Raw genomic sequence first — 18,505 nt, 5'->3', positions numbered from 1 at the left:
CTGATTAAAATCAGATTCGAAAAATTCAGACATAAACGGCTTGTAAATGCTCAATGATATTTTTGCATATAGGTATCTCGAAAATCCCATATGGGAAAATTTCGACGAGAACGCGCGCAGATTGCTAGTTCAAGGCTTCCGAATTGTCGCCGAGCAACTTTTTCCCTACTACGATGCCGACGGCAAAGAAAGAACCGAAGCTAAGGCAATATGGGACGGACTAAATAAGAAATTAGCGATGGAGCTTGGCCTTAAGGATCTATCTTCCCCGACTTATGGTTACTACACAGAGTGGAATGGTAACAAGCATTGGATTAGCGGATCATGGCCGAAAATTACGGTTTGCGAGAACTTTGTTCTCGCGGATTATGATGGTTCAGTTCCAGCCGATCAGTTTATTAAAGAGCGTTTGAGCTTCATAGAACTAGCTTTCCGCCAACAAGAAGAGAAACTTACAGAGCTTAACGCCAGCCTAGATAGACGAGTTCAAGAGGCTGATTTGGCGGCGAAAATGAGGCCGACCCGTGGGGTACGACTGCCAGGAAATAGAGGTGATGATATCCGTGCGTGGAATCAAACTAAGAACGAAAGGTTCAGAACATCGTGCGACGAACTAAACGAGCGGTTCAGTCGTTCTAGGGCGAAGCTTCATTATCATAATGGATTTATACAAGTCTCAGAGGATGAGACCGTTACGCGACAGATTGAACAGCCCTTTTGGAATTTGGTTGGGGATCCAATGTGGCAGAGTGTAGACCACGATATGAAAGAAGCTATTGATCTGCGGGATAGCGGCGGGAGAGACCCTGCTCTCTTTGCAGCGAAGGCTCTGGAGAGCACTATCAAGATCATATCTGACAGCAAGGGCTGGACTCGGGGTAACGAAAAAGGGGCTGCCAATTACATTGATAATCTGCGAGCCAAAGCGAACGGTGAGTTTATAAATACCTGGGAGCGAGAGAGTTTGGTTGAGTTCTTCTCAAAAGTTCGCAATCCGTTTGGGCACGGTGCGGGGAGCCAACCAGTTCCAGAACTGTCCGCTCCTCAAACAGATTGGGCAATTGAATTTTGCATGATATGGGCAAAGAACTTAATCAGGAGACTTTAATGCAGGCCTCACTCCATGCCCTAACAAGTGAATGAAGCCGACCAATTTTCCGCTGCCGCTCCAAATTGGCGGCTTATTCAAGGCGTTAGATGAAACCATGAATGACAATGAATTGAAAAACGCGTTGGGAGAAATAAGATTTAAAGCTATAGGGGCTAACCTTAAGCTTGATGAAATTTCTGTATTGTCTGTGATATTTAGAAAGTCAAAACTAAAAGAAATAGACGATGAATTGATAGGCCTATCTCAAAGCATGATGGAAGTCGAAGATGCTTTTGATGAAAACATACAAATACCAGGAGCATTTAATGGCGCCGTAATGCGTGCAGCACAGTTATCAATATTGTTTTCGCTGCGCTCTTCGACCAGAGATGCAATAAGAGAGGCCAAAGCTAAAGCTGCGCAAATCTACAACGATATAAATTTTTACAGGTCATTAGCTATAGCTTTATTGGCTTTGGTTGTTTCAATAATTGGTATCGCGTAAATGTCATCTAACAAAGTTGTCAAATTGACAGTTTTTCCGTCGCTCCTTTTTGTGCTTAATAGCACAAACGGGCTCCTCCACAACTGCAATTTACAACGGCGTTAACTCTCAAGAGAAGTAAGATGGATAAGCAGAAAGTTATTGAAGACCTTAATCTCTTTAAGGAAAGGTTGACCGGAGAAGTTCTACAAGCATTTAACTCTCGGGGAAGAGAATTCGGACAAGAAAGATTTAATGCGTGGAGGCGTAAACTTTCTCAATTTTTAGATGATAACCTTCCTGGCGAAACATCCGTGCTTAACGAAAAGCTCACGCATTATGCAATTTCGATACGTCGTGATGAAAGTGATGCACAGAGATTTTGGCGACAAGATGGTGAAGCCATGCTCGCGTACATTGATTCTTTGATGATTGATGTGGAGAACGATGAGTATGATTTCCGCGAAGCTGAAGAAAAGACAAAGGTGGTTTTGAGCCAGAATGAAAAGCAAAAAAACAAAGTATTCATTGTTCATGGTCATGATGGTAATGCAAAAGAACGAACAGCTCGCTTTATAGAAAAGCTTGGTTTCGAAGCAATAATTCTTCACGAGCAAGCAAGTCGCAGTATGACTATTATTGAGAAAATTGAATCTTACGCTAACGATGTGGGTTTCGGGATAGTCTTATATACACCTGACGATATGGGTAATATTAAAGAGGAAGCCGAAAAAGGAGAGCTAAAGTATCGAGCTCGTCAAAACGTCGTATTTGAGCACGGTTTCCTTATAGGAAAACTAGGTCGAGAAAACGTTACACCTCTAGTTGAGGGAGCGATAGAACTGCCTAACGACATTAGTGGGATCGTATACATCAATGACAAAGACTGGAAGCTTGATATAGCCAAAGAGATGAAAGCTGCTGGTTACGAAATCGATTTCAACAAGCTGATGTAAAATGAGTTAACAAGGCGTTGCACCGCACAAGCCGGTGAACGCGGCGTTAGGCGTAAGGAAAGGACTCAATTATGAGAATTGATTATCTTGAGGATGTGCCGGATTTTATTCCGTTGCTGGCTCGTGAAATGGCGGAGCACTGGAGCAGCATTATCCCTGGAGAAAGCTATGAGAGACGACACGAGAAGCTAATTTCCCATCAGAATCGTGATCAGTTACCACTCGCATGGGTAGCGCATGAAAATGGCGTTCTGTTGGGTACGAGCGCCTTGAGACTTTGTGATCTGGAAGGGCGCGAAGACTTAACCCCTTGGCTTGCAGGTATCTTTGTCATGCCAGATTACAGAGGTCGTGGAATCGCAGCTAAACTTTGCGAAGTGGCAGAAAGAAAGGCGTGGGAATGGGGAGTTGAGAGCTTATATCTGCACACTCCTGATCAGCAAGGGCTCTATCGAAAACTAGGGTGGCGTAGTTTAGAACTAGCGGATTGGAATGGGGCTCAGACAGAAATTATGGTAAAGGACCGTGAAGCCTAACAAGCGCAGGCACAGCGACGGCCTTTTCGTTGCAGCTGCGCCTCCACTATAAGGCCGCGCGTGCTGCGGGCGTTACACACATTGCAGGAGGCTTCGTGATAGTTATCTATGGAATCAAAGAACAACTTAATCCGATCAAGGCTCAGCTCTCTGAGGTCATTCACGGATGTATGCAGTCTGTACTGGGTATGCCGGAAGACAAGCGGGCCCATCGTTTTATCCCGTTGGATGCAAAGAATTTTTATTACCCAGGTGGCAGAACGCCAGCCTACACTGTCATTGAGATCAATATGATGCAGGGCCGTGCCCCCGAGACCCAAAAAGCTCTAATCAAGGAGCTCTTCAACAAGATTGAGTCTGCGGTTGGTATCTCACCTGTGGATGTTGAGGTAACAATTAAGGAGCAACCCGCACATTGTTGGGGATTTCGGGGCATGACCGGAGACGAGGCGCGTGACCTTAAGTACTCAGTCAAGGTGTAACAAATCGCTCAAGTACGTTCCCGGTCTTACGGCCGTCCACTGGACGTCCCTGACGGGACGCCGCTTAGCTTCGCGTTAGGTGCTCCGAAAGTGGGAGGTGGCGTAAGTGAAGTGCAAAGAGAGCTCTGTTGACTTTCCTAAGCCGGACATCATCGACGGTACCGCGTACTACGTTTGCGCCAGCTGTGGGTACGTCCATGAAGTCGAGAACTACAGAACATACACGCCAGAAGAGAGAATCGCGGAATTCGAGTATCAGCATGGTCTCAAGCTGCCAGACGGCTTTTCTGACTTTGCGGGTCTGAGTGGGCCGTGGGTGGTTAGGCTCCCGCCAGCCGATGCAGAGACAGCGAAGTACTATTTCGGCGAAGGGTTCTATGAAATCGAAAGAATTGCGGGGCTGGACCCCGACACCTTTCAATCCATCTTTGATAGCTCAAGCCTAACTGTCGAATGGGGTCTACCCAAAGAGCTTCTGCTTCTTGAGGGAGATGGTCATACATGGATCGCGTTGGACTATAGAAACACAACTGCAGAACCGACCGTAATCGCCATAGAAACGAGAGAGTACACCTGGTTGCCTGTGGCCCGCAATTTTCAAGATTTCGTCCTGGCTCTTTTGCCATATGAAAGCGTCTATGACGCCGATGGGAACGTTACGCTTAAGTAGCGCGATCACTTAAACATTCCATCGAGGGGATGTTCAACCGGCTACTCCGGTCGGTCACCCCTCATGTCAAACGTTAAGCACAAGGAAGGCTCATGCACGCAAACATAGCCCGCTACGGAATAATTCTGAATACGGAAAACTTCGAGGAGTGCGTGGCGTTCTATCGAGACCTCTTTGGACTGCGTCAGCTATTCGAGAAAAAGGAGGGTGACTTCAAGCTCACCTGTCTCGAGTACGGGAATGGCTATTTGATGGTCGAGCAAGGAGGCAAGGCGAAGAATGGCGTTAAGACACCGACAGAGGCTAGCTTCAAACTGCGCTTCAATGTTGAGGATTTGGAGGAGGCCCTGGCGGAAATACGGGCATGGGGTATCCAAGCTGAAATCCAGGAAAGCTCCTGGGGCCGGACTATCAACATCAGCGACCCCGATGGCAACCGAGTAGGTGTCAGAGATGAAGCTGGCTTCTTCCACCAGATCAATGCTTAATAAGTCAATTAAGTTCGTTCCCGGCTTGGCGGCCGTCCACCGGACGCCTTGGTCGGGCGCTGCTTATGTTGGCATGAAAAGCAGATAGCCATGTGGCAAAAGATTGAAGTGACAGGCTTATTCTTAGGGTTGGGTGGAGTTATCGCTCAGCTTATTAATATAAATTTCTGGTCTTTTTTTTCAGATGGCTACCAGGAGCTGTTTTACGGTGGCGAACTTTTAGCTTTTTGGGTGAGTATTTTCATAATTGTAGGGATGATAAGTTCTATTTTGTTTCTCGTAAACTTGGCTTTTAAAAGGTTAGTGCTTTGGTGGGCAAGGCTGTCGGGTTTTTTAGGATTATACTTGGGCGTCGCTGTAATAGGGGCGTCCGGCGTTTGACCAGTCGATGCAGTAGAATAGCCCTCAGGCTTTATCGGCGGTCAAGTCCGCAATAGAGAGGGCAAGGCTAGGGTTGTAGATGGTGGCGCGTTCATATTACAAGGCGCTGTTGTCGCCGCTATCGCCTCTGGGACGGCTTACGCTTCGCTTCAGCCGCTCAAAAACTTGGCGTCAGGCGACACAGAGTAAGTGGCACGCGACTTGGGCGGCTTGTGGCTTGGAACCGGATGGCGAGCGGCCCGTCGTGCTCCTCGACAGCTGCAAGCTCGCGTCCGAACTGGAACGGCTGGAACTAGTTGATGAATATCAGCATCTCGTCCATCCCAGGATCGCCAGCCACGTCCCGACCCTGTACGAAAACGGGCTGCCAAACAGACGACGGCTCGAGCTGATCTCGGTGAAGCCCTTTCGTAAACGGACTGATAGAAAACGTGATGCCTTGCCCCGCGGCTAATCCGACGCGTTAACCGCTTCTGCTGTTGATTCGCTGGTCGCTCGATTCGACAGCAGAGCCGTTTTGGAAGGGTGCGCAGAAGAATGAGTATTTTACCCATGGCGAGTGGTTCTCATGAATTCTGAGAGCCACTCGCCATTTTCGTTTCAGGCTTGGTCGCGCTGGTGCTGGCAGCGTCCGCCGGCCCAGGTCTCCAGTATGCTGCGGTCGTCACCCAGCATCATCAGGGCGAACAGCCGCTCGCCGAGGGTTTTGCAGCGGGCGTGGCGACGTGCCAACAGCGGTGAGCCGTCGGGGTCGATGACGACGAAGTCGGCTTCCAGGCCGGGGGCGAGGCGGCCGATCTTGTCGTCGAGCGAGAGCGCCTTGGCATTGCCCAGGGTGAGGCCGTAGAGGCCCTGCCAGGCGGTCAGCGGTTGGCCGCGCAGCTGGCCGACCTGGTAGCCGGCCTTGAGGGTGGCGAGGCCGGAGAGATCGGTGCCGCCGCCGATGTCGCTGGCGTAGGTGATGTTGAGGCCGACCTCGCGTGCCGCCAGGCGGTCGAACAGGCCACTGCCGAGGAACATGTTGGAGCTGGGGCAGAAGGCGATGTTGGCCCCGCGCTCGGCCAGACGAGTACGCATCTCCTGGTCGAGGTGGATGCCGTGGGCGAAGGTGCTGCGCGGGCCGACCAGCCCGGACTGCTCGTAGACCTCGAGATAGTCACGGCTCTCGGGGAACAGCTCGGCCACCCAGTCGAGTTCGCCGGGGTTCTCGGAGAGGTGGGTCTGCAGCCACAGGCTCGGGTCGTTGCGCAGCAGGCCGCCGGTGGCGTCGAGCTGCTCGCGGGTGGAGGTCGGGGCGAAGCGCGGGGTCAGGCTATAGCCGAGGCGCGCGGTACCGTGCCAATCGCCGATCAGGCGTTCGGTGTCGCGAATGCCGCCGTGGGTATCGTCGCAAAGCGCCTCGGGGGCGTTGCGATCCATCAGCACCTTGCCGGCCAGCATGCGCAGGTCGCGCTCGCGGCAGGCGCCGAAGAAAGCCTCTACCGAGGTGGGGTGGCTCGAGCAGAACACCTGGGCGGTGGTGGTGCCGACCCGTAGGATCTCGTCGAGGAAGGCGTTCGAGATGATGTCGGCACGCTCGCGCTGGGCGAAGCTGCACTCCTCGGGGAAGGTGTACTCGTTCAGCCAGTCGAGCAACTGGCGACCGTAGGAGGCCATGATCTCCAGCTGCACGTAGTGCACGTGGCTGTCGATGAAGCCGGGCATCACCAGCTTGCCGCGATGATCGACCACCTCGATGCCTTCGGGCAGGCGTGGCGCCAGCGCCGCGTAGTCGTCGATGGCCTTGATGCGGCCGTTCTCCAGCCACAGCACGCCGTCGGCATAGTGACGCACGCTGCCCTCGGCGGGTTTGTCGCCCTCGCCGGGGTCGGCATCGAAGCTCAGCAGTTCGGCGCGTATCAAGCGCGATTCGTTGTTCGTCATGATGTCAGGAGCTCTTTCGTGTCAGCGGTTGTCGGAGCTGTTCCGGCGGCAAGCCTGCCATCGGCGCTCCTCAGGCGAATCAGTGGGGCTCGCCTTCGGTATTTGGTTAGCCAAACATGTTGCGCAGCTCGGCCGGATCTAACCCGCGCTGGTCGGCACGCTCGGCAGTGCCCACCAGTGGCAGCAGCTCGGCCATGGCGGCCAGCGCGATGGCATAGGGTGTCTTGTCGCCACCGGTGCCGCCGCAAGCCGTGCCGATGGGGCAGCGCACCGTAGCCAGTGCCGCCGCGTCGTGGCCGGCATCGGTGAGCCGCGAACGGAAGCTGGCCCACTTGCTTTTAGAGCCGATCAGACCGATCGAGGCCATGTCGCCGCGTTTGAGCAGGGCGTCGACGAGCTGGCGGTCCTCGGCGTGGTCGTGGGTCAGCACCAGTGCGTGGCTGCCGGCAGGCAGGGCCGCCACCGCGGCCTGCGGATCAGGGGCGTGGCGGCAGGCCAGGCGTGGCTGGTCCTCGGTCCAGGCGGGAAAGGCGCCGTCGCGGCTATCGTGCCACAGCACCCGCCAGGGCAGTGGGGCGGCCAGGCGTACCAGTTCGTTGCCGACATGGCCGGCGCCGAAGATGGCCAGCGTCGCCGCGCTGCCGGGGAACACCTCCAGCAGCACGTTGACGAAGCCGCCGCAGCACTGGCCGCTGCGCCCGCCCAGGGCGAAGGCCTCGAGGCTCATGCCGCTCTCGCCGCGCGCAAGCTTTTCCCGGGCCGCATCGATCACCTGGAATTCGAAGGTACCGCCGCCGAGGGTATCGCAGACGGCATCCTCGGTGATCACCATGCGCGCGCCGGGCTCGCGTGGAGTGGAGCCCGCGCTGGTCACCACGGTGGCCAGCGCGTGGGGCAGCCCCTCGCTCTGCAGCCGGTGCAGCGCCTCGTGCCAGGCCTGCGGGCGCGGCGCGTTCATCACACCGCTCCCGCGGCATCATAGCGGCTGCGCAGGGCCTCGGCGGCCATCAACACCCGCTCCGGCGTGGCCGGGGTGTCGAGTCGCGGGGCCTCGGCGTAGTCGGTCAGGCTCGCCAGGGCGTCGCGCAGCGCCGACCACACCGCCATGCCGAGCATGAAGGGCGGTTCGCCCACCGCCTTGGAGCGGTAGATGCTGGCCATGGAGTTGGGGTGGCCCTCCATCAGCTTGACGTTGAACACCGGAGGCAGATCGCCGTAGGTCGGGATCTTGTAGGTGGCGGGGCCGTCGGAGATGAGCCGTCCCGCCTCGTTCCACTTGAGTTCTTCGCTGGTCATCCAGCCCATGCCCTGGATGAAACCGCCTTCCACCTGGCCGAGGTCGATGGCCGGGTTCAGCGAATCGCCCACGTCGTGCAGGATGTCGACCCGATCGACCTGATACTCGCCGGTCAGGGTGTCGACGCTGACTTCCGCCACGGCGGCGCCGAAGGCGTAGTAGTAGAAGGGGCGACCCTGGCCGACGTTGCGGTCGTAGTGGATCAGCGGCGTGGCGTAGAAGCCCTTCTCCGAGAGCGAGATGCGGTTCAGGTAGGCGGACTGTACCAGCTCGCCCCAGGGGATGCGGCGCTCGCTCTCGCCGTAGCCGGCGACCAGATGGCCGGCCTCCAGGCGCATGTCCTCGCGATCGAGCCCCTGATCCTTGTAGAGGTGCTCGTGGGCGAAGTCGAACAGGCGCTGCTTGAGCCTCACGCAGGCGTCGCGGGCGGCCTGGCCGTTGAGGTCGGCGCCGCTCGAGGCCGCGGTGGGCGAGGTGTTGGGTACCTTGTCGGTACGCGTGGCGGTGATGCGCACCTCGTCGGTATCGAGCCCCAGCTCGCGGGCCACCACCTGGCAGATCTTGGTGTGCAGGCCCTGGCCCATCTCGGTGCCGCCATGGTTGATCATCACGCTGCCGTCGGTATAGACGTGCAGCAGCGCGCCAGCCTGGTTGAGATGCTTGGCGGTGAAGGAGATGCCGAACTTCACTGGCGTCAGCGCCAGGCCGCGCTTGACGATCGGGCTTTCGGCGTTGAACTCGGTGATGGCGCGGCGCCGTGCCCAGTACTCGCTGCTGGTCTCGAGCTGCTCGACCAGCTCCTTGAGCAGGCCGATCTGGTCCACCTGCTGGCCGTAATGGGTCATCTGGCGACCGGGGCGATAGAAGTTGCGCTTGCGTACTGTGAGCGGATCCTCACCGATGCGCCGGGCGATGTCGTCCATCGCCGCCTCGATCACCATCATGCCCTGGGGGCCGCCGAAGCCGCGGAAGGCGGTATTCGAGGCGGTGTGGGTGCGCGCGCGATGGCCCGTCACGCGGGCTTCGCCCAGCGAGTAGGCGTTGTCGCTGTGGAACATGGCGCGGTCGACGATGGCGTCCGACAGGTCGGGGGAGTAGCCGCAGTCGCCGATCACGGTGATCTCGCCGCCCTGGATCACGCCCTGCTCATCCACGCCGAGGCGATAGCGGTTGTGGAACGGGTGGCGCTTGCCGGTGACGCGCATGTCATCGGCGCGCGGCAGGCGCACGCGGGCGCTGCGACCGGTGCGCCGGGCGATCAGCGCGGCGATGCAGGCCCAGGGCGAGGCCTGGGTTTCCTTGCCGCCGAAGCCGCCGCCCATGCGCCGCACTTCCACGGTCACGGCATGGAAGGGGATGCCCAGCACTTCGGCGACCAGCTTCTGGGTTTCGCTGGGGTGCTGGTTGGAGGTGTGGACGATGACGCCTTCGTCTTCGGTGGGCTGCACCAGGCACGCCTGGCCTTCCAGGTAGAAGTGCTCCTGGCCCCCGACGAACTGCTCGGCCTCGACCACGTGGGCGGCCTTGGCCAGTGCCTGCTCCCAGTCGCCGCTCTGCTGCACGTGGGTGGGGCGCACGAATTCGCCGCGCTCGGCGGCGGCCACCGGGTCAAGGCAGGCTGGCTGCTCGTCGATCTCGACCACTGCAGCCTTGACCGCCTCGCGGGCGGCGCGATAACTCTCGCCGGCTACGGCGAACATTACCTGGCCGACGTAGCTGATCTCTTCCTCGACGAAGATGGGGTCGCCGGGGAACACGGGGCCGATGTCGGTATGGCCCGGTACGTCATGGAAACCGATGACATCGACCACGCCCGGCATGCTGCGCACCTTGTCCAGGTCGAGCCGCGTCAGGCGGCCGTGGGCGACGGGGGAGAGGCCCAGCGCCACATGCAGGGTGTCGGCCGGCGCCTTGAGGTCGTCGATGTAGGCGGCGCGGCCGGTAACGTGCTTGACCGCGCTCTCGTGTGCGCGGGAGTGCGGATGCGTGCCTGGCGTGACGGTATCGCGGGCCAGCGGGCTGGAGCCCTTGATCTCACCCCTGAGTTCCTCGCGCGCCACGGCGGAGTCCGTGCTCATGTCGTCGGCATCTATGCTCGCTGGCGCGGCTTCGGGCGCCTTGGAAAGAGAAAGCTTAGTGAGCGTACGCATGGAGCATCACCTCCCGGGGGCTGTCGGTCTCGGCCTGCGCGATCACAAGGCGCAGGCGCTCGAGCAGGTTGGCGGCGGAAAGCCGGCGGTATTCGGCGCTGCCGCGCACGTCGGACATGGGCTGGAAGTCCTCGGCCAAGGCCTCGCGGGCGGCGCGGAAAGCGACCGCATCAGGGGCCTGGCCCTCCAGCGCGGCTTCGGCATGCGCCGCGCGCTTGGGGATCGCCGCCATGCCGCCGAAGGCGAGGCGCACGTCGCGCATCACACCGTTATCCAACCGCCAGGCAAAAGCACCCAGCACGGCGGAAATGTCATCCTCACGTCGCTTGGACAGCTTCCACACCTTGAGAGTTTGCCCCTCGGCAGGACGCGGCAGGAAGATGGCGCGGATGGCTTCGCCCTCGCGCAGCGCGGTGCGCTTGTAGTCGAGGAAGAACTCGTCCAGCGGCAGCTCACGCTCGCCCTCGGGGCCGACCAGGCGCAGGCGCGAACCCAATGCCAGCAGCACCGGCGGGGTGTCGCCGATGGGCGAGGCGTTGGCGACGTTGCCGCCCAGGGTGCCGCGGTTGCGTACCTGCTGGGAGCCGAGGCGATGCAACAGGTGGGCGAAGGCGTCGTAGTGCGTTTCCAGCAGCGGCTCGAGACGCGAATAGCTGACGGCAGCGCCAACCCACCAGCCGCTACGGCCGTCTTCGAGCGTGGTCTCGTCGATGTCGTTGAGCTCGGCGACCCGGGTCACGTCGATCACGCGCTCGAAGCGCGCCAGGCGCTGGGTCGACTCCAGCCAGAGATCGGTTCCACCGGCCACCAGGCGGGCCTTGGGGTGCTGCGCGAGACACTCGTTCAGCTCGGCGAGGGTCGTCGGTTGCAGGAAGGCCGCGTCGAGATCGAGGCGGGGCTTGTCTGACTCGCTTTCGCGAGGTGCGGCAGCATCGAGCCACAGCGGACGATGCTCGGGATGAGACTCCATGCTCATGGCGGCATCGCGGATCGGACGATAACCGGTGCAGCGGCACAGGTTGCCGCCCAGTGCGGCCTCCAGGCGCTGGGGTGTCAGCGGGGCCGGTGCCTGGCGTTGCTGCTCGTGCAGGGTAAACAATGACATGACGATGCCCGGGGTACAGAAGCCGCACTGGCTGCCATGGCAAGCCACCATGGCCGCCTGGGCGGGATGCAGAGCGTCGCCCTGGGCGAGGCCATCCACGGTGACCAGATAGCGGCCATTGAGCTGGTGGGCGGGGGTGATGCAGGCGTTGGCGCTGTGGTAGCGCAACTCGCCGTCGGGGCCGGGCTCGCCAATGGCGACCGTGCACGCACCGCAGTCGCCCGAGGCGCAGCCCTCCTTGGTTCCCGTGACGCCAAGCGTCTCGCGCAGCAGCTCGAGCACGCTGGTCTCGGGTGAGGCCTCGCTCCGGCACGGCTGCCCGTTGAGCATGAAGTCGATCATCGCCTTGTCTCTTGTTGACGTTGTGATAGCTGACCCGTCGCCACGCAGCGAATGTCGGTGTTAGGCCGTATCGCTACGAGTTGACCAAATGGTCAGGATGACTTCAGCATGGGCCAGATTGTCGCACTTTGCAAGGGACAATATGGCAGCCTGCCGGCCGCGGCGATCCGGCCCCCACGATGGTCCATTTGCAGGAACCGCTGCGCTGGGGCACTCTCATGGCTTTCCCCATTACACAGGGCAGGGGCCTGTCGATGACAGACGTGACCGAATCCGAGACCTTGCAGCCCGCGCGGCAGGGCGGCGAGAGCAATGGCGCCACCCGCGAGCGCAACGAGCGCGAGATCCTCGAGGCTGCCGAGCGGGTCTTCGCCCAGTACGGCTATCGCGGCGCCAGCGTGCAGGCCATCGCCGAGGCGGCGGGCCTGCCCAAGTCCAACGTGCTCTACTACATGGGCAACAAGCGCGGCCTCTACGTGCGCCTGCTGGAGCGCATGATGGCGCGCTGGAACGCACTGCTCGACGACATCAGCGTGGAGGACAACCCCGCCGAGGTGCTCGAGGCGTTCATCCGCAGCAAGATGCAGCTCTCGCGTCGCCATCCGGAGGGCTCGCGGCTGTTCGCCGCCGAGATCCTCGGTGGGGCGCCTTTTCTGCAGGACTATCTGCGCGGCGAGCTGCGCGAGTGGGTTCAGACACGCGCCAGGGTTTTCGAGCAGTGGGAGGAGCGCGGCCTGATGGATCCGGTCGATCCGGTGTGGCTGATCTTCCTGATCTGGTCGGCGACCCAGCACTACGCCGACTTCGAGACCCAGGTGCTGGGCATCACCGGCAAGGACGAAATCAGCGATGACGACGTCGAGCGCATCACCCAGTTCCTGACCCGGGTGATCCTCAAGGGGTGCGGGGTTAAGCCTGCCTCGGCAATGCCAGGCTGATCGCCACCGTCGCCATGAGCATGGCGCTCGACACCCACAGCGTGACGCTGAGGCCGCCGGTCATGTAGAGCCAGCCGGAGAGCAGGGTGCCAACCAGCCGGCCCATGGCGTTGGCCATGTAGTAGAAGCCCACGTCCAGCGAGACCCCGTCCGAGCGCGCCATGCGCACGATCAGAAAGCTGTGCAGGCTGGAGTTCACCGCGAACACCGCGCCGAACAGCAACAACCCGCCCAGCAACACCGCTTGTGGCTGCCATTCCCACTGGAGACCAAGCGCGATCAATGCCGGCAGGGCCGCCAGCGCCACGGCCCAGGCGATGGCGGCGCCGCGGCCCGCGGTGCGCCCGGTGATGCGTGGCGCCACCGCCTGCACCGCCCCGTAGCCGATCACCCACAGCGCCAGGAAGCCGCCCACTCGCCAATGGTCCCAGCCGAAGTGGGTGGCGAGGAACACCGGCAACGCCACCACGAACCACACGTCGCGGGCGCCGAACAGGAACATGCGCGCCGCCGAGAGGATGTTGATCGCGCGGCTCTTGGAGAGAATCTCGCGGAACTTCGGCTTGGCCTTGGCGCGGCCCAGGTCGGCGTCGAGGCGGGCAAGCGAGAGGCCGAGCACGCCGACGAGCATCAGCGCCATGGCCATAATCGCCCCCTGGAAGCCGATCAGCGTGAGCAATAGTCCGCCGAGAAAGAAGCCCACCCCCTTGAGCGCGTTCTTCGAGCCGGTGAGCAGCGCCACCCAGCGGTAGAGCGAGGTGTGGCCCTCATCGCCCGCCGGCACCAGGCTCTTGATCGCGCTCTTGGCGCTCATCTTGTTGAGGTCCTTGGCGATGCCCGAGAGCGCCTGGGCCGCCATCACCCAGGGCACCGTGAGCCAGGTCGTGGGAAGGAGCAGCATGGCCAGGGCGACGATCTGCAAGCCCAGCCCCAGGTTCATGGTGCGGTTGAGCCCCAGCCGCGCGCCCAGCCAGCCGCCCACCAGGTTGGTCACCACGCCGAAGAACTCGTAGAACAGGAACAGCAGCGCCACTTCCAGCGCCGAATAGCCGAGCTGGTGAAAGTAGAGCACCACCAGCATGCGCAGGGCGCCGTCGGTGAGCGTGAAGCCCCAGTAGTTGCCGGTGACCAGCAGATACTGGCGCACCTCTCGGGGCAGAGCGGCAACGCGGGCAATCATTCCGTGGCGCTCTCGACCCCGGTGGCTTTCCCTACCTTGGCGGCCAGCTCCGCGGTGCGGCAGGCGTAGCCGTATTCGTTGTCATACCAGGCATAGAGCTTCACCTGGGTACCGGCCACCACCATGGTGGAGAGGGCATCGACGATGGAGCTGCGCGGATCGGAGCGATAGTCGATGGAGACCAGCGGGCGCTGTTCATAGCCCAGAATGCCGGCAAGCTCGCCCTCGGCGGCCCTCTTGAGCAGCGCATTGACCTCCTCGACCGTGGTCTCGCGCTGCACCTCGAACACCATGTCGGTGAGTGAGGCGTTGGCCAGCGGCACGCGCACGGCGTGGCCGTTCAGCTTGCCCTCGAGTTCAGGGAAGATCGCGGTGATGGCCTTGGCCGAGCCGGTGGTGGTCGGGATCAGGCTCATGCCGCATGCCCGGGAGCGGCGTAGGTCAGGCTTTTGTGGAGAGCTGGGGGCATCCAGGATCACCTGGGTGTTGGTGATGTCGTGAATGGTGGTCATCGAGCCGTGGCGGATGCCGAGCTTTTCATGAATCACCTTGACCACCGGCGCCAGGCAGTTGGTGGTGCAGCTCGCCGCGGTGACGATACGGTGGCTGGCCGGGTCGAAGCGGTGGTCGTTGACCCCCATCACCACGTTGAGTACGCCTTCCTCCTTCACCGGCGCGCTGACCACCACGCGCTTCACGCCCTGGTCCAGGTAACCCTGGAGCTTGGCGCTCGTCTTCATCTTGCCCGAGCACTCGATCACCACGTCGCAGTCGGACCAGTCGGTCTCGGCGATTTCGCGGTTGGCGCTGAAGACAATGCGCTTGCCGGCCACTTCGATGGCTCCCTCGGTCGACGTGATATCATCGCCGCCGCCGCTCCACTGGCCATGCACCGAGTCGAATTGCAGCAGGTGGGCGAAGGTGGCGGCATCGCCGCCCGGATCGTTGATGCGCACGAACTCGAGATCCGGGTTCGTCCAGCCGGCGCGCAGCGCCAGGCGGCCGATGCGGCCGAAGCCGTTGATGCCGATGCGTAGAGTCATGTGGTGTCCTGTGACTTGGCAGAAATATATGGCAAATCGTATATGAAGCGAGATGACAATTCGATGACGCCAAGCGACGAACTGCCCATCGACGCCCAGCTTCCGGCGATTCGACAGGCGCTGGTCGACCATAACCGCGCACTGCTTGTCGCAGAACCCGGGGCGGGCAAGACCACTCGGGTGCCGCTGGCATTGCTGAACGAGGCCTGGTGCCGGGGCGAGCATGGTGAAGGCCGCCTGCTGCTGCTGGAACCGCGGCGGGTGGCCGCTCGCCTCGCTGCCGGCTTCATGGCGGAGAGCCTGGGCGAACCGGTAGGGCAGACCGTGGGCTACCGCATGCGCGGCGAGAGCCGGGTAGGGCCCGACACGCGGCTTGAGGTGGTGACTCAGGGGGTGCTCACGCGGATGCTACAGGACGACCCGCTGCTCGAAGGGGTGAGCGGTATCGTCTTCGACGAGTTTCACGAGCGCAGCCTGGATGCCGACCTGGGGCTGGCCCTGGCGCTGGATGCCCAGTCGGTGCGTGACGACCTGCGCCTGCTGGTGATGTCGGCCACCCTTGATGTGGAGGCGCTGCTTGAAGTGCTGGGCAGCGAGACGCCGCTGATCGAGAGCCAGGGGCGCAGCTTTCCGGTGCAGACTCACTATCGTCCGCTCGGCTCTCGTTCGAATTCTCGCTTGAGTTCCCGCGACGACGCAGCAGGCCAGCAGGCCGGGGCGGTAGTGGAAGCGCTCTCTATGAGCGAAGGCGATGCCCTGGTGTTCCTGCCCGGCGTGGCCGAGATCCGCCGCCTTGCGCGCGAGTTGGCGAGACGCCAGCCCGAACTGGCGATACGCGATCTGCACGGGCGGCTGCCGCTGGAGGAGCAGCGCCGCGCGTTGAAGCCCGAACCCGACGATCGCCGGCGCGTGGTGCTCGCTACCGCCATCGCCGAGTCCAGTGTCACCGTGGATGGCGTACGAATCGTGATCGATGCCGGCCAGGAGCGGGTGCCGGTGTTCCAGCCGCGCAGCGGGCTCAGCCGGCTTGAGACCCGCCGCGTCAATCGTGCCAGCGCCGACCAGCGCCGCGGCCGGGCCGGGCGCCAGGGGCCGGGTCTGTGCCTGCGGCTGTGGGCCGAGGAGCAGCCGCTACCTGCCCACGGCGAGCCCGAAATGCTGCAGGCCGATCTTGCTCCGCTGGCCTTCGAGCTGGCCCGCTGGGGCATCGTCGAGCCGGCCGGGCTGACCTGGATCACCCCGCCACCGGCCGGGGCGCTGGCCGCGGGGCGTCGCCTGCTGCAGCGACTCGGCCTGATGGACGAGGGCTTCCTGCTCACCGAGCTGGGGAGGGCCTGCGTGCGCTGGCCTACCCACCCTCGTCTGGCGGCGATGCTGACGCGTGCCGGCGAGCTCGACGCTGAGCCGCTGGCCTGTGCCCTGGTGGCAACGTTGGAAGGGCGCGATCTCGTCGACGAGCAGGATCTGGAGCGCACGCTCCAGGCCTGCCTGGCGCAGCCCGCCGCCCGCCGTCAGTGGCAGCGGGAGGCTCAGCGCCTGGCCCGAATTGGCGGCGTACAGCTGGAGGTCGAGACTTTGGCGCCGCTGGGGGAGCTGCTGGCGCTGGCCTATCCGGACCGGGTGGCGCAGAGACTCCATCACGACGCTGGGCCGGGACGCTTCCGCCTGGCGTCTGGCGGGCTGGCGACGCTACCGGAACGACATCCGCTGGCCCATGCCGAGCTGCTGGTGGCCGCCGATCTCGACGGCCAGGCAAGCGGTGCGCGAATCTTTCGCGGTGTGGCCATCGAGCGGGCGCGGCTCGAGGCGCTGTTTCCGGAAACCGGTGAGTGGCGGGCGAGCCTGGAGTGGTCGGAGGAGCAGGGGCGCCTGATCGGCGAGCAGGTACGCGGCCTGGGTGCGGTGGTGCTCGAACGCCGGCCGCTTGCGTCGCTGCCGCCGGAGGCGGTGCGAGAGGCGCTGCTCGAGGCCCTGCGCCGCCGCGGCGAGCTGCCCTTCGAAGACAGCGCCGAGCAGCTGCGAGGCCGGGTGGCGCTGCTGCGCCGGGAGCTGGGCTCTGGTCGTGATCGGGAGGACTGGCCCGACTGGTCGCTGCCGGCGCTGATGGAGGAGCTGGAAACCTGGCTAGGACCGCATCTCGACGGTATCAAAAGCCTCGATGCGCTGGCGCGACTGCCGTTGGGGCGCTACCTGCTCGACAGCCTCGACTGGTCGCTACGCAGCCGGCTCGATGCGTTGGCCCCGGAGCGTCTCGAAGTGCCCAGCGGTTCGCGTATACGCCTCGACTACATGCCGTGCCTGGAGGGCCGGGCGCCGGTGCTGGCGGTCAAGTTGCAGGAAGCGTTCGGCTGGCGGGAATCGCCGCGAATCGCCGACGGCCGTGTGGCAGTGCTGCTGCACCTACTGTCGCCGGCGCGGCGTCCGCTGCAGGTCACGGCGGATCTGGCCAGCTTCTGGGCCAATGGCTACCCCGAGGTGCGCCGCGAGATGCGCGGCCGCTATCCCAAGCACCCCTGGCCCGAGGACCCGTTGACCGCCGTAGCCACCGCGCGAACCAAGCCACGCGCGCAATAAAAAACAAGGAGAGACGATGTCTCCCCTTGTTCGAGCGTAAGGATGACTAGGCTCAGTCATCTATTAAGGATTTCAATCCCAGGGACCTTCGTATTCATCGTAATCAAAGTCGGTCATCTGCTCCAGGTCGACTTCGTCATAGGGGAGTGTATAGGTGCTATAGCTCGGATCCCAACCGTCATGGTAGCCATAGAAGGGGTAGGCGTAGGTACCGCCACCGTAAGCGGAATCGGATTCGATAATTACAGCCTGAATCTTGCCACTTTCTTCAAACAGCACGTTGTCGACGTAGCCGTAACCCTGACCTTCGCCTACGCTTGCATAATCGTTCAGCAGGTCGGTAAGTTTCCAGATTCGCGCGCCTGTCGTGGGGTCGTCTTCTACCTGAGAAACGTATGATAGGTCGGTCTGGGTAATGTAATCTTCTTCGAAGAGACCGTATTCCTCAGCATTTTCTTCGATGATGGGAATAGTGACTCCGTCCGGGCCGACGTCAACTTCCTCCCATGGTACCAGAACATGGGTATCGCCTATGTCCCAAAGTCCACCCACCTGGGCGATGATCGCTGTAATACTCTTGTCGCTGATCAGTATGTTCTCTACGCTGCCGATTTCATCGCCGTTGGGACCGAATACCTCGGTGTCCATCAAGTTTTCGGCCGTCATGCCTCCTTCATCGTAGAGTGATTCATAGTTCCACTCACTGATAGCAGTAACATTGCCGTTATTTGTGCTTTGGTTTTCTGTCGCTTGCACATTGGTTGCAGCAGAAGCAGAGGCAATGGCGACTGCCAAGATGGAAGCGGAATAATACATTTTCATGCTGTTCCTCCTTTCCCTGAGTATGCACCTACGAAACTAGAAAT

General features: G+C 61.1%; 17 protein-coding genes. 10 read left to right on the top strand and 7 right to left on the bottom strand.

All coding sequences use genetic code 11. The annotated features are described in order from the left end of the window. Positions 1-46 precede the first annotated feature (46 nt). The 8 genes from HNO53_RS11075 to HNO53_RS11040 all read left to right on the top strand — a co-directional run bounded on the left by HNO53_RS11075 (position 47) and on the right by HNO53_RS11040 (position 5,087). Positions 47-1,108: an AbiJ-NTD4 domain-containing protein gene (locus HNO53_RS11075; protein WP_209472178.1), complete on the top strand. Its 1,062-nt coding sequence runs from the start codon at positions 47-49 to the stop codon at positions 1,106-1,108. 97 nt (positions 1,109-1,205) lie between these two features. Further along, entirely contained in the window at positions 1,206-1,595 is a 390-nt protein-coding gene (locus HNO53_RS11070; RefSeq protein ID WP_209472177.1) for a hypothetical protein, read from the top strand. Positions 1,596-1,717: 122 nt separating this feature from the next. Further along, the gene (locus tag HNO53_RS11065) at positions 1,718-2,530 is read left to right on the top strand and encodes a TIR domain-containing protein (RefSeq protein WP_209472176.1); all 813 of its coding nucleotides are present in this window, start codon (positions 1,718-1,720) and stop codon (positions 2,528-2,530) included. A 71-nt stretch (positions 2,531-2,601) separates the two neighbouring features. Beyond that, the gene (locus HNO53_RS11060; RefSeq protein ID WP_209472175.1) at positions 2,602-3,066 is read left to right on the top strand and encodes a GNAT family N-acetyltransferase; all 465 of its coding nucleotides are present in this window, start codon (positions 2,602-2,604) and stop codon (positions 3,064-3,066) included. Between the two features lie 95 nt (positions 3,067-3,161). Then, entirely contained in the window at positions 3,162-3,548 is a 387-nt protein-coding gene (locus HNO53_RS11055; protein ID WP_209472174.1) for a tautomerase family protein, read from the top strand. A gap of 106 nt (positions 3,549-3,654) precedes the next feature. Further along, positions 3,655-4,218 carry an SMI1/KNR4 family protein gene (locus HNO53_RS11050; protein ID WP_209472173.1) on the top strand — a complete coding sequence of 188 codons (564 nt, stop codon included), beginning with the start codon at positions 3,655-3,657 and terminating at the stop codon, positions 4,216-4,218. Positions 4,219-4,310: 92 nt separating this feature from the next. After that, positions 4,311-4,706 (top strand): VOC family protein, encoded by a 396-nt coding sequence (locus HNO53_RS11045; RefSeq protein WP_209472172.1) that lies wholly within the window; start codon positions 4,311-4,313, stop codon positions 4,704-4,706. 90 nt (positions 4,707-4,796) lie between these two features. After that, positions 4,797-5,087: a hypothetical protein gene (locus tag HNO53_RS11040; RefSeq protein ID WP_209472171.1), complete on the top strand. Its 291-nt coding sequence runs from the start codon at positions 4,797-4,799 to the stop codon at positions 5,085-5,087. A 600-nt stretch (positions 5,088-5,687) separates the two neighbouring features. Here the strand turns inward: HNO53_RS11040 and guaD are convergent. From guaD to xdhA, 4 genes are all read right to left on the bottom strand, one after another. Then, positions 5,688-7,010 (bottom strand): guanine deaminase, encoded by a 1,323-nt coding sequence (guaD, locus tag HNO53_RS11035; RefSeq protein ID WP_209472170.1) that lies wholly within the window; start codon positions 7,008-7,010, stop codon positions 5,688-5,690. 106 nt (positions 7,011-7,116) lie between these two features. Continuing rightward, complete coding sequence (xdhC, locus tag HNO53_RS11030) at positions 7,117-7,968, bottom strand: xanthine dehydrogenase accessory protein XdhC (RefSeq protein WP_209472169.1); 852 nt, start codon at positions 7,966-7,968, stop codon at positions 7,117-7,119. Then, the gene (gene xdhB / locus HNO53_RS11025) at positions 7,968-10,457 is read right to left on the bottom strand and encodes a xanthine dehydrogenase molybdopterin binding subunit (RefSeq protein WP_420827837.1); all 2,490 of its coding nucleotides are present in this window, start codon (positions 10,455-10,457) and stop codon (positions 7,968-7,970) included. The genes xdhC and xdhB overlap by 1 nt, the downstream gene beginning before the upstream one ends. Next, complete coding sequence (xdhA, locus tag HNO53_RS11020) at positions 10,441-11,904, bottom strand: xanthine dehydrogenase small subunit (RefSeq protein ID WP_209472168.1); 1,464 nt, start codon at positions 11,902-11,904, stop codon at positions 10,441-10,443. The genes xdhB and xdhA overlap by 17 nt, the downstream gene beginning before the upstream one ends. 254 nt (positions 11,905-12,158) lie before the next feature. Here xdhA and HNO53_RS11015 point away from each other — a divergent pair, with 254 nt between their 5' ends. Beyond that, positions 12,159-12,842, top strand: coding sequence for a TetR/AcrR family transcriptional regulator (locus HNO53_RS11015; protein ID WP_209472167.1), 684 nt, complete (start codon positions 12,159-12,161; stop codon positions 12,840-12,842). Here HNO53_RS11015 and arsJ read toward each other — a convergent pair. Together arsJ and HNO53_RS11005 are read right to left on the bottom strand one after the other, a co-directional pair. After that, the gene (gene arsJ, locus HNO53_RS11010; RefSeq protein ID WP_209472166.1) at positions 12,814-14,022 is read right to left on the bottom strand and encodes an organoarsenical effux MFS transporter ArsJ; all 1,209 of its coding nucleotides are present in this window, start codon (positions 14,020-14,022) and stop codon (positions 12,814-12,816) included. The genes HNO53_RS11015 and arsJ overlap by 29 nt on opposite strands. Beyond that, positions 14,019-15,065 carry an ArsJ-associated glyceraldehyde-3-phosphate dehydrogenase gene (locus HNO53_RS11005; RefSeq protein ID WP_209472165.1) on the bottom strand — a complete coding sequence of 349 codons (1,047 nt, stop codon included), beginning with the start codon at positions 15,063-15,065 and terminating at the stop codon, positions 14,019-14,021. Before HNO53_RS11005 ends, arsJ begins: the two co-directional genes overlap by 4 nt. 63 nt (positions 15,066-15,128) lie before the next feature. Between HNO53_RS11005 and hrpB the strand changes: the two genes are divergently transcribed. Further along, positions 15,129-17,639 (top strand): ATP-dependent helicase HrpB, encoded by a 2,511-nt coding sequence (gene hrpB / locus HNO53_RS11000; RefSeq protein WP_209472164.1) that lies wholly within the window; start codon positions 15,129-15,131, stop codon positions 17,637-17,639. A 72-nt stretch (positions 17,640-17,711) separates the two neighbouring features. Here the strand turns inward: hrpB and HNO53_RS10995 are convergent, their stop codons facing one another. Continuing rightward, positions 17,712-18,461 (bottom strand): PRC-barrel domain-containing protein, encoded by a 750-nt coding sequence (locus HNO53_RS10995; protein WP_242597401.1) that lies wholly within the window; start codon positions 18,459-18,461, stop codon positions 17,712-17,714. Positions 18,462-18,505 lie beyond the last annotated feature (44 nt).

The sequence above is a fragment of the Billgrantia antri genome (assembly GCF_017868935.1).
Taxonomy (GTDB): domain Bacteria; phylum Pseudomonadota; class Gammaproteobacteria; order Pseudomonadales; family Halomonadaceae; genus Halomonas; species Halomonas antri.
Note: the sequence above shows the minus strand (reverse complement) of the source record. Positions and strands in the feature narration are given on the sequence as shown.

Coding starts and splice junctions, on each gene's coding strand:
- HNO53_RS11075 (WP_209472178.1), top strand. CDS start 47: ATGCTCAATGATATTTTTGCATATAGGTATCTCGAAAATCCCATATGG.
- HNO53_RS11070 (WP_209472177.1), top strand. CDS start 1,206: ATGAATGACAATGAATTGAAAAACGCGTTGGGAGAAATAAGATTTAAA.
- HNO53_RS11065 (WP_209472176.1), top strand. CDS start 1,718: ATGGATAAGCAGAAAGTTATTGAAGACCTTAATCTCTTTAAGGAAAGG.
- HNO53_RS11060 (WP_209472175.1), top strand. CDS start 2,602: ATGAGAATTGATTATCTTGAGGATGTGCCGGATTTTATTCCGTTGCTG.
- HNO53_RS11045 (WP_209472172.1), top strand. CDS start 4,311: ATGCACGCAAACATAGCCCGCTACGGAATAATTCTGAATACGGAAAAC.
- HNO53_RS11040 (WP_209472171.1), top strand. CDS start 4,797: ATGTGGCAAAAGATTGAAGTGACAGGCTTATTCTTAGGGTTGGGTGGA.
- guaD (WP_209472170.1), bottom strand. CDS start 7,010: ATGACGAACAACGAATCGCGCTTGATACGCGCCGAACTGCTGAGCTTC.
- xdhC (WP_209472169.1), bottom strand. CDS start 7,968: ATGAACGCGCCGCGCCCGCAGGCCTGGCACGAGGCGCTGCACCGGCTG.
- xdhB (WP_420827837.1), bottom strand. CDS start 10,457: ATGCGTACGCTCACTAAGCTTTCTCTTTCCAAGGCGCCCGAAGCCGCG.
- xdhA (WP_209472168.1), bottom strand. CDS start 11,904: ATGATCGACTTCATGCTCAACGGGCAGCCGTGCCGGAGCGAGGCCTCA.
- HNO53_RS11015 (WP_209472167.1), top strand. CDS start 12,159: ATGACAGACGTGACCGAATCCGAGACCTTGCAGCCCGCGCGGCAGGGC.
- arsJ (WP_209472166.1), bottom strand. CDS start 14,022: ATGATTGCCCGCGTTGCCGCTCTGCCCCGAGAGGTGCGCCAGTATCTG.
- HNO53_RS11005 (WP_209472165.1), bottom strand. CDS start 15,065: ATGACTCTACGCATCGGCATCAACGGCTTCGGCCGCATCGGCCGCCTG.
- hrpB (WP_209472164.1), top strand. CDS start 15,129: ATGACGCCAAGCGACGAACTGCCCATCGACGCCCAGCTTCCGGCGATT.
- HNO53_RS10995 (WP_242597401.1), bottom strand. CDS start 18,461: ATGAAAATGTATTATTCCGCTTCCATCTTGGCAGTCGCCATTGCCTCT.